The sequence below is a fragment of the Collimonas sp. OK412 genome, from assembly GCF_900112135.1.
GTDB classification, from domain to species: Bacteria; Pseudomonadota; Gammaproteobacteria; order Burkholderiales; family Burkholderiaceae_D; genus Collimonas; species Collimonas rhizosphaerae.
In genome coordinates, this window is record NZ_FOLC01000051.1 from 1 (window position 1) to 8,196 (window position 8,196).

At 54.0% G+C, this 8,196-nt stretch carries 8 protein-coding genes; 7 read left to right on the forward strand and 1 reads right to left on the reverse strand.

The window, feature by feature from the left end; genetic code table 11:
• The 7 genes from BM062_RS24665 to BM062_RS25455 all read left to right on the forward strand — a co-directional run.
• Positions 1-358: transposase (locus BM062_RS24665; RefSeq protein ID WP_139220194.1), on the forward strand; the 358-nt coding region annotated here is incomplete at its 5' end.
• Positions 359-427: 69 nt separating this feature from the next.
• The gene (locus tag BM062_RS24670) at positions 428-946 is read left to right on the forward strand and encodes a M23 family metallopeptidase (protein WP_092402341.1); all 519 of its coding nucleotides are present in this window, start codon (positions 428-430) and stop codon (positions 944-946) included.
• Between the two features lie 363 nt (positions 947-1,309).
• The gene (locus BM062_RS24675; RefSeq protein WP_217647650.1) at positions 1,310-1,735 is read left to right on the forward strand and encodes a hypothetical protein; all 426 of its coding nucleotides are present in this window, start codon (positions 1,310-1,312) and stop codon (positions 1,733-1,735) included.
• A 239-nt stretch (positions 1,736-1,974) separates the two neighbouring features.
• Positions 1,975-2,754 (forward strand): Imm52 family immunity protein, encoded by a 780-nt coding sequence (locus tag BM062_RS24680; RefSeq protein WP_175501157.1) that lies wholly within the window; start codon positions 1,975-1,977, stop codon positions 2,752-2,754.
• Positions 2,755-2,778: 24 nt separating this feature from the next.
• Positions 2,779-3,138, forward strand: a complete 360-nt coding sequence (locus BM062_RS24685; protein WP_092402347.1) for a hypothetical protein — start codon at positions 2,779-2,781, stop codon at positions 3,136-3,138.
• A gap of 198 nt (positions 3,139-3,336) precedes the next feature.
• A complete protein-coding gene (locus BM062_RS24690) occupies positions 3,337-6,885 on the forward strand; it encodes a bactofilin family protein (protein ID WP_092402350.1) in 3,549 nt (1,182 codons plus the stop codon).
• A gap of 19 nt (positions 6,886-6,904) precedes the next feature.
• Positions 6,905-7,738 (forward strand): Rap1a/Tai family immunity protein, encoded by an 834-nt coding sequence (locus BM062_RS25455; RefSeq protein WP_139220195.1) that lies wholly within the window; start codon positions 6,905-6,907, stop codon positions 7,736-7,738.
• A 97-nt stretch (positions 7,739-7,835) separates the two neighbouring features.
• Here the strand turns inward: BM062_RS25455 and BM062_RS24700 are convergent.
• Positions 7,836-8,196 (reverse strand): transposase (locus BM062_RS24700; RefSeq protein WP_139220196.1); only part of this gene is annotated, 361 nt, incomplete at its 5' end.

The window sequence follows — 8,196 nt, forward strand, 5'->3', positions numbered from 1 at the left end:
CGGGCCCTTAACGAGCGCCTGGCTGGCCAATTTATTTGATCGGGTCAAATTCGAAAACAGCGATGCCGCTGTAGCATTTGTCGGAATGGATCCACGTCCTTGCGACTCCGGCCAGAAGCGGGGACGGCGGCGTCTGTCCAAGCGCGGTCCGTCGGAAGGTCGACGGCTCTTGTTCAATGCGGCAATGGCAGCAGAAAAATCACCGATTTGGGCGCCTACCTATGCCCACTATCGTCAACTCGGGTGGGCTTCCACTGCCGCCATCATGATCATTGCACGCAAAATCCTGCGCATCGCTTACATCTTGACGAAGAACGGATCAAGCTTCGACCCTCATCTCGTTCCCATAAAAATTTGACGAAAACCATAGAATCTATTACACCCTACGCCTTACCGCGTTGATTTCAGCCGTCGTTAGGAATTTTCAATGAAATTTGGCTCCGTAAAAAATATAATTTTTATTGCTGCGGCGATTGTTGTCGGTGGCCTGTTGCTTCCTGAAAAATTAGTCATGCCGGTTCAAGGAGCAACTTCACACGACTGGAATCGAAAGTCGTTCTGGTACGCCCCGTGGGGCGTCTCCGGGGTTCACAAAGGAATCGACATCTTTGCTCCGGCAGGAAAACCTGCTGTCGCATCCGTTACCGGAGTGGTCGTGTACTCAGGGCAATTCGGCATTGGTGGCAACGTTGTCGCCATACTCGGACCAAAATGGCGCATTCACTATTACGCTCATCTTGCAGAAAAAGGGGTCACGACACTGTCAATTGTCAATCAGGGAGACGTTGTCGGCAAAGTCGGCACCACCGGCAGTGCGGCAGGTAAACCACCGCACTTGCACTACGCGGTTTTGTCGCTGCTGCCACTGCCCTGGCTCGCAACAAGCGCAACCCAGGGCTGGAAACGTATGTTCTTCCTGGACCCGGCAGCACTGTTAACGCGGTAAGGCGCGCCCCGCGTCCTGTGGGGTGTAATACGTTTCGCTATTACGCCTTACCGCGTTTATTGGCGGAATCATCTTCGGTACGGCAGGTTATTACAGTGCCAGTTGGATTACTGAATACACAGACTAATGCGGATAAAAAATAATGAAATTTCTGAACCGAATTCGAACGATGCTTAAGCCTGAAGCCGATTGAGAGGAGTCCGTGATGCCACCTCACGATTTGCAAAGTTTTAAGACTTTTCCTATATTCCCGGCCCACCAGAAAACGTAGGATAGCGCCCTTAAATCAGAGTTATCGCAACGGTCGATCCGCCTAGTCAATCGGGGCTGATGACCTGCAACAAACATCCGGAATTAAAGGGCTTGACCATGATTAACTATTTGAAGAGTGTCGCACTTGTTTTGAGTATGCTTGCTGTAATGCCAGCCATGGCAGAACAGGCGCGGCCACCGATCGCAGATAAGGTGAAAGCTTATCGCGGAACGCAGGGCGAAAAAGTGTGGACACTTCGCGTTGGTGAGCGCTCCGCCAATCAGGCATTGGTGCAAATCGACGGCATCGATCACGATTGGCAGTTGAAGATCCAGAAAATGGATGTCCAGAAGACGCGCACAGAGGTGAGTTATTCCATTGGATCGGGTGAGAACAAAATCGTCGTGCTCACCGTGCGCGGCGGCACGGGGGAACTGCGTCTGCCAGGTGAGCCGCAGCTAATTGACGTCGGATATGACGGCTCCCTATCTGAGGCCAGCAGCGCTGGCGCCTTGCTTACAGATTATCTGAAATAGCCTGGCGCTCATCTCGAGCTTCGCAATCCCCGGTACATGAAGCAGCCCAGCAAGTCGAAATGCGACTTGTTGATCTCGATGCCTCGCCGGGGATTGAGCCTGATTTTGAGGGGTAATTTCAGCGTAGCCTTGCTTCGTTATTGAAGCCTTAAAGTCCTATGAAGTAGCGACAAAAAAATCTGGCGTCCCAGCGATGGATGTCCGACACGCGCCGTTCCATCCCATTTGCGAGGTATTCAATGAATATCAGCTTTACTTTCACTGTAAAAGAAGAGCCTTTATCCGTGGAAGAGGGTCATGAAAGGGTGACTCAGCTTCTCGCCGCCATGCGCCCATTTCTGCCGATCCCCGAATGGTACGTCACTCCAGGTAAAAAAGGTCGTCTGGTAGCCGTGTCTGACTCTGTTCAATTTCTGGCGCGAGCCAGGCATGATTTGGCTGAACACATCAGGGCATGGTCTGCGATCGGGATATTGCCTGAATATCCATTTGGGTTTGAAGTAACGCTGACCAGCGCCAAGGATGAGAAAGCCTACGATACAGAGGAGGGTATTTGTACACTGAGATTCAAACCGGGTGGGGGGAGAATTCAGCTACATATCCATACCCCCGATCTCGCCTGGCCAAGCAAGCTCACCGAACGGATGAAGAACATTCTCAACGCGGTGTCGCATCTGAATCCCGCATCCCTTGAATTTGCGTCGCTTGATGTTGAGCAGCATCCTAGGAAAGATGGCGACCGCGGCACTGATCAGTACAGCTTCGATTTCGGCCCCTTCCCCTATCCCCGGTTTCTCGGCTGGATGGGTTTTGTTCCCAAAGTCTTAAAACCTCAAGATATCCCGGAAGCCGCCGAAGTTATCCCATTGCCCAACTGTCACGGCTCCATCGTCATCGCCGTGGGCGACATCTTCGATCTTCGCAATCCCCAGCACATCAAGCAAGCCCAGCAGGTGGAAATGCGACTTGCTGCTCTTGATGCCTTGCCGGAGATCGAACGAAATTTAAAAATGACTTAATTTTAACTACGGAGAAAAATCGGCATGCATCCAGTCATCGCAAAAACTTTCGGAGGGCTGTCGCCTCAATATTACTTTCGCCAATTTGTATTCGGGTTGATTTTCCCCGCTCTGTATTTTTTTGTGTCGAACAAAGGAAATCATTCGATGCAAGCGGCAATGATTGTTTTTCTTGTAGTTAACACTTTGCTTTACCCTTATTCCCGCTTTGTTTACGAAAGCATCGTGAATTTCATCATGGGCCGGAACGTGTTCCTGACCAACGCTTTGCTGTTGCTTTTTGTGAAGCTGGTGACCATGGCGATTTGCTGGAGTATGGCGATATTCGTCGCACCTGTCGGCCTGGCATATCTCTACTGGCATCACAGCAAAGAGGAATCATAAAACGCAGCTTCATGTCCTTCAGTATGGTGGACCGACCCGCGGCACGGGCTGCGCTGGATTTTTAATTTTTCGACAGATAAACCACTGATTTGAAATTTAAGCTTTTCAAGGCTATGTCTTTAGATTCGGTGTGGGTATACGGCCACTTCATTGTCCGGTTCGACGGAAGTGAACCCGGCCCCATTTTAGGAGACATGCATGACCAAGGACGGTTTGAATACCGCAACGCCCCAGATCCTTCCTTTCTCACAAGTCGTCGACCGCTTGCCGGAAGCCTGCTGGTACCGTGCCCATGCCGAACTATTTGCGCAGAGTCTGGTGCTGCTGCTGGAGGGAGACAGCGAACTTGCTGCGTTGGATCTCAATGCCGTTCTCGACTGTTTTGGGCAGCAACATCAGCGGGAAGAGGATGTTTGGGAGCAGCAGGACATTTCACTGGTGCTGGCGACCGGCAATCTGGCTGTCGCCGGAGCGATCTATAACGCCTTTACATATGGCGCCGCCGGCGTGGTCGTGCTGGGAGATCTGGAGGCTGGGCATGTGATCGTCGGCGGTCCAGAGATATACGTGTGCGGCAGGCTGGAAGTCTACGGGCTGTTTTGGGGCGCGTACAGTTATGGCTCGATTACTGTCGAAGGCCCGGCCGGTGCGCAGTTTTGGCTGGCAACCGATGAATATGACTACCAGCTTGAAGGTGGCCTCAGCGTCACCGTGGCGCACTGGGACGACGATTCCTATGACGCCTTGCCGCCACCCCCGTGCAGCGCAACCTTGCTGCCCTGGTTTCCAAAGGAACTCATCCGTCCAGACTGTATCGCGTCTGACGACTTGAGCGACTGTCTGGCGCGACATAAATTCTGCGAGGCCGTGCGTGAAGGCAAGCCGGTGCTGGCGCCGCGTGCGCCGCGACTTCCCTGGCCGGCAAGCATGGATTCGGACGCCATCACACCCGCCAATTTGCAAAATCTGATGCAGACGCCATTGCGCGAAGGGCCTCCGCTCAAGAAACTGATGCAGGTGAACACGGATCCATACTTTAGCTTGAGTTTCCCGATCGGAGAATTTCTTGGCGGCGTCTATTTTGAAACCGGCGACTGCCGTTATTCCATGCAGCTCGCCATGCCTGAGCAGGGATGGCTAAGCCGCATGCTTGGCCTCAAGCCTGACCCAGTGCTGGTAGTGGAATTCACCGACGAATTTGGAGAGGAGCCGCAGTGGCGGATCCTGTCCGCCGCCGACATCGAGGAGGCGCCGATACTGCAAACGGCATGGCGCGAGTGGCTGGCTGTCGTCGCCGAGGTTGAGCCGGTGTGGCAACAGTTGTTGCAGGAAGTCACGGTGGAACGCATTGAAGCGCTGCTTGGCCTGCCTAATGTCCAGGCTATTTTCGATCGTTATGACGACGAGCACGTATTCGGACCCTACCTGCTGGCCGTGCGGCAAGCCAGCGAAGGCACGCCGAGATTTGCCTTCGGCTGGATGGGCAGCGAGCAGCGTGATGACGATGGCGATCCTGAATATTGCTGGGCGCATTTCGAAATCGAGACCAGAGACGACGGCTGCCAGCAAGTCGCCATTGACTTCCAGCCCACCTCCTCGGGTGGCGCCCAGCTCTACGATGCGCGCATGCATCTGCGTCGCCTTCCGCAAATCTGGAACGCATTTCAGGCAATCGAAGCCCTCCTTACCAAAGGGGATGCGGCAAAGATGCTTGCCGATGCCGAGCAGGCCCGGAGCCAGGATGCTGCCTGGGGCGCCCGCTGGGAAGCGCATACCTTGCCCGTGCCTGGCTGGCGGGATGTCCCGTTGCGGCAAGATGTCGCGGACCGTCCGAATCCGCCGATGCAACGTTTCCGGCTGGCGACGCCGTATGAAGTGCGTGAAGAAATCCAGGCGCTGACCTGGGCTGGCGAAACGGTCGCCTTTATCGATCACCTGGATGCCGGCGAGCCGAGCTATTTCCTGGTCATGGACGAGGATTGCACGCTGCCGTGCCTGGAACTCGACACGACGGCCTGCGACGTCGCGATCGCAGGGTTCCTGTTCCGCGGCAATCTCACGCTGGAATCCCATTTGCTGGGATTCGACAGCGACGTATCGCCTTTTTTTGTCGTAAAGGGCGACCTGACCGCCCGCAGCCTGAGCATGGGCGGCAACTTGTCCTACGTCGGCGGCAATCTGCGCTGCGAGGGCTTGTATGGCTTCCATAACCACGGCTGCCTGGTAGTTGCCGGCGCGCTGCATAGTGACGTCGTCATCGTCAAGGATTTCAGAATCCTTGTCGGCAAACTCCACAGCCGCGCCCTGCTGCATGCGGACGATATCCTCAGTTTCAATACCGTGCCTGATGGACAGGGTGAGCCCCTCCCGCGCCTTGACAGTTTACCGTGCACCTGCCGCGCGACTGACATCTTGCCGCCCGATCTATGCAGCTCCGTGCTGTACTGGCAAACGTACTTTCCCGATGACTCGCAACTGCCCCAGCGCATCCGGAATGGCGAGCAGATTGTCGATCCACAGCGGCTCGATGCACTGTTTGCGGAGCTGCCGGAAGTCTTGCCGGGCCTGTTTGACTGGGTGTTCGCCAGCCCGCGTCTGGCCGGCGGAAAACTGATCGTTCGCAGCGGCGACAACTATGACGGCGATGATTTTGCATTCGCCATCGTGCATGAAAACGGTGAGCGCACGATTGGGCTTCATCGCGTCGGCGGCTGCAACCACGAGCTTTTCATCCGCCAATCGCCGGATGGTGCATTCGAAGCATGCCGCCGGGTGGCGTCGTGCGAAGGCGGCGAACCCGAGGTGGTGCTTAACGAGCCGATCACTTCCACCTTATTTTCTCCCGCGGCTGCCAAGCATGCGTTTTACCTGGCGCTGGAACGGCTGGCCTTTTTGCCCTATCGCAGCAGCCTTGCACCTGATGCGCCGATAGAAAACGCCGCAAGCGTGCAGGCCGATATTGCCGCACTGGAGCAATACGTCGGCGACGGTTACGAAGATAAAAATACGCTTGCCTACCATCTATATTGGCTGTGGCCCAAGATCCAGGCGTTCTATCCGCCTGAGGCTGCCGAAATCACCCAGCTGCTGGAGTGGAATACCGTGGCTTCTTCTGATAGCTGGAGCCGTTGGGGCAAGGTATTCAGCGATGCAAATGAATGCATGGAGCGGATCGGAGCCTATCAGCATCAGCTGCGCAACCCTGATCGTTTCTTGCTGAGGCTGCAGGTGATCGCTGATAACGATGACTGCGACGAAACACTGGAAATGCTGGAGCGAGCCGGTGAACTTCTCGCCTCGCAAGCCAGCGCCGAGGCTTTGCTGGAGACCCGGCGCAAATACGGTTATCTCTTGCACGAAGCCGGCCGGCATGAAGATGCGCGCGTGTTCAATCAAACCCTGCTGGCGGACGCAGAAGCGCAGTTTGGCCGCCAGCATGCCTGGTTATGTCCGCTGCTGGTCAATATCGCGCACAACAGCTGCGAACTCGATGACCCGGAGGATGCCGAAGTCAGCCTGCGCAGGGCCCTCGATATCGGTGAGTTGCATAACGACGTTTGGGCAGTGGACCAGGCTTTGCTTCAGTTAGGTGTTCTCAGCCATGAGCAAGGACAGGCTGAAACCTCCAGGCGGTACTTTGAGCGGCGGTGGGAGCATGCGCAATCTACAGGTAACGAAGAGCTGATTGCTGCTGTGAAGAATTGGCTGGACGAATGGAGGCAGCTAAATCTTCCGCCGAATTCATAACATTCAAGAGAGATTTTAAATGAAGCATTTTTTGGTGGGCATTAGCATCGCTCTTTGTCTTATAAATACTAGTTTCGCGACATCCAAATGGCCGTTGCCAATGGATATAAAACAAATAGGGAACGCTCCTGCGGCATGCCTGCCCAAAGATGACAAGGAAAGTATCGAGGTGAAAGCAGCTTATGTTTATGAAAGTTACGCACCAGTTGAAACACAAACGCGGTGGCTAATTGAGATGAAGCCGAGTACAAAACCTCTTGTACTACATCCTGGCGAATGCTTGGCCTATGGAAAAAATATTGATGGCTACACATCAACCGTTCCGCCCCAGTCACTAGCCAGTGATAAACCCTTCGTATTCAATATAGTCCGTAGTGATCAAGATAAGAAATGGGCGAGTCGTTTTTACGACGCCATATTTTGCGGATTAACGATGCCCGATGGACGCATCGTTTTTCGGAAATTTATTCGCAAAGATGGTTCTACTCCTCCCGACATTTGCGCCTACGTCGCATCGCAGTTGCTCAATGACCCGTCTTCCAACATTACGCAACGCGATAATACATTTCGCTATCGGCGCCCTACGCCTTCCCGCGTTGAAACCATCCCCCGGTGGACCGGACGTATGTTGCTCGATAACCGCCTCCATCAGCCGATTATCATGGGCTATTTAGCGGGCGTGGCCGATGCCGGACAAGGAAGGATATGGTGCGATAAAGGGGCGGTGAAGACCGGAGAAATTGATGCCGCTATTTTGGATGGATTGCGCAAACTTCCCTCTGTTGAATTGGAAAAAAACGGGGCAATACTTATAAATGATTTTTTGAAAAATAAATATCCTTGCCTGCGCTAGGCGAAGATTATGTATCGCATTGAATGTGAATGGCCGAACGCGGTAGGGCGTACTGTGTAACGCGATAAGGCGCACTCTGTAGATACTGTTATTCGCGTCAAGTGATATGCAAGGAAGCATCGAAAGATTTTTGTGATTTGAGCACTCCGAAGGCGACATGAATGAGTTTGCGCATCATGGCGCCGATAATCAACATAGGTGGTTTTCCTGATGCTGCAAGGCGTGCGCGGAATGTTTTCCCCCAGGCGGTTCTGTAGAGAGTGACCATAGCAGGCATATAGAGGGCCTTGCGCAGAAATGTATGCCCCACCTTGGACATGCGTGGCTTTGCCTTCACGCTGCTACCAGATTCGTGGTGACGAGGATCTAACCCCGCAAACGCCACCGCTTTTCTGGCATTGCCGAAGCGGTCGGTATTGGCATAAAAAGACAAGAGCACGGCAATGCTACGCTCTCCC

Bases quoted from the DNA above. Each gene is read 5' to 3' on its own strand.
- BM062_RS24680 (WP_175501157.1), top strand. From the start codon at position 1,975: ATGAATATCAGCTTTACTTTCACTGTAAAAGAAGAGCCTTTATCCGTG.
- BM062_RS24690 (WP_092402350.1), top strand. From the start codon at position 3,337: ATGACCAAGGACGGTTTGAATACCGCAACGCCCCAGATCCTTCCTTTC.
- BM062_RS25455 (WP_139220195.1), top strand. From the start codon at position 6,905: ATGAAGCATTTTTTGGTGGGCATTAGCATCGCTCTTTGTCTTATAAAT.
- BM062_RS24685 (WP_092402347.1), top strand. From the start codon at position 2,779: ATGCATCCAGTCATCGCAAAAACTTTCGGAGGGCTGTCGCCTCAATAT.
- BM062_RS24670 (WP_092402341.1), top strand. From the start codon at position 428: ATGAAATTTGGCTCCGTAAAAAATATAATTTTTATTGCTGCGGCGATT.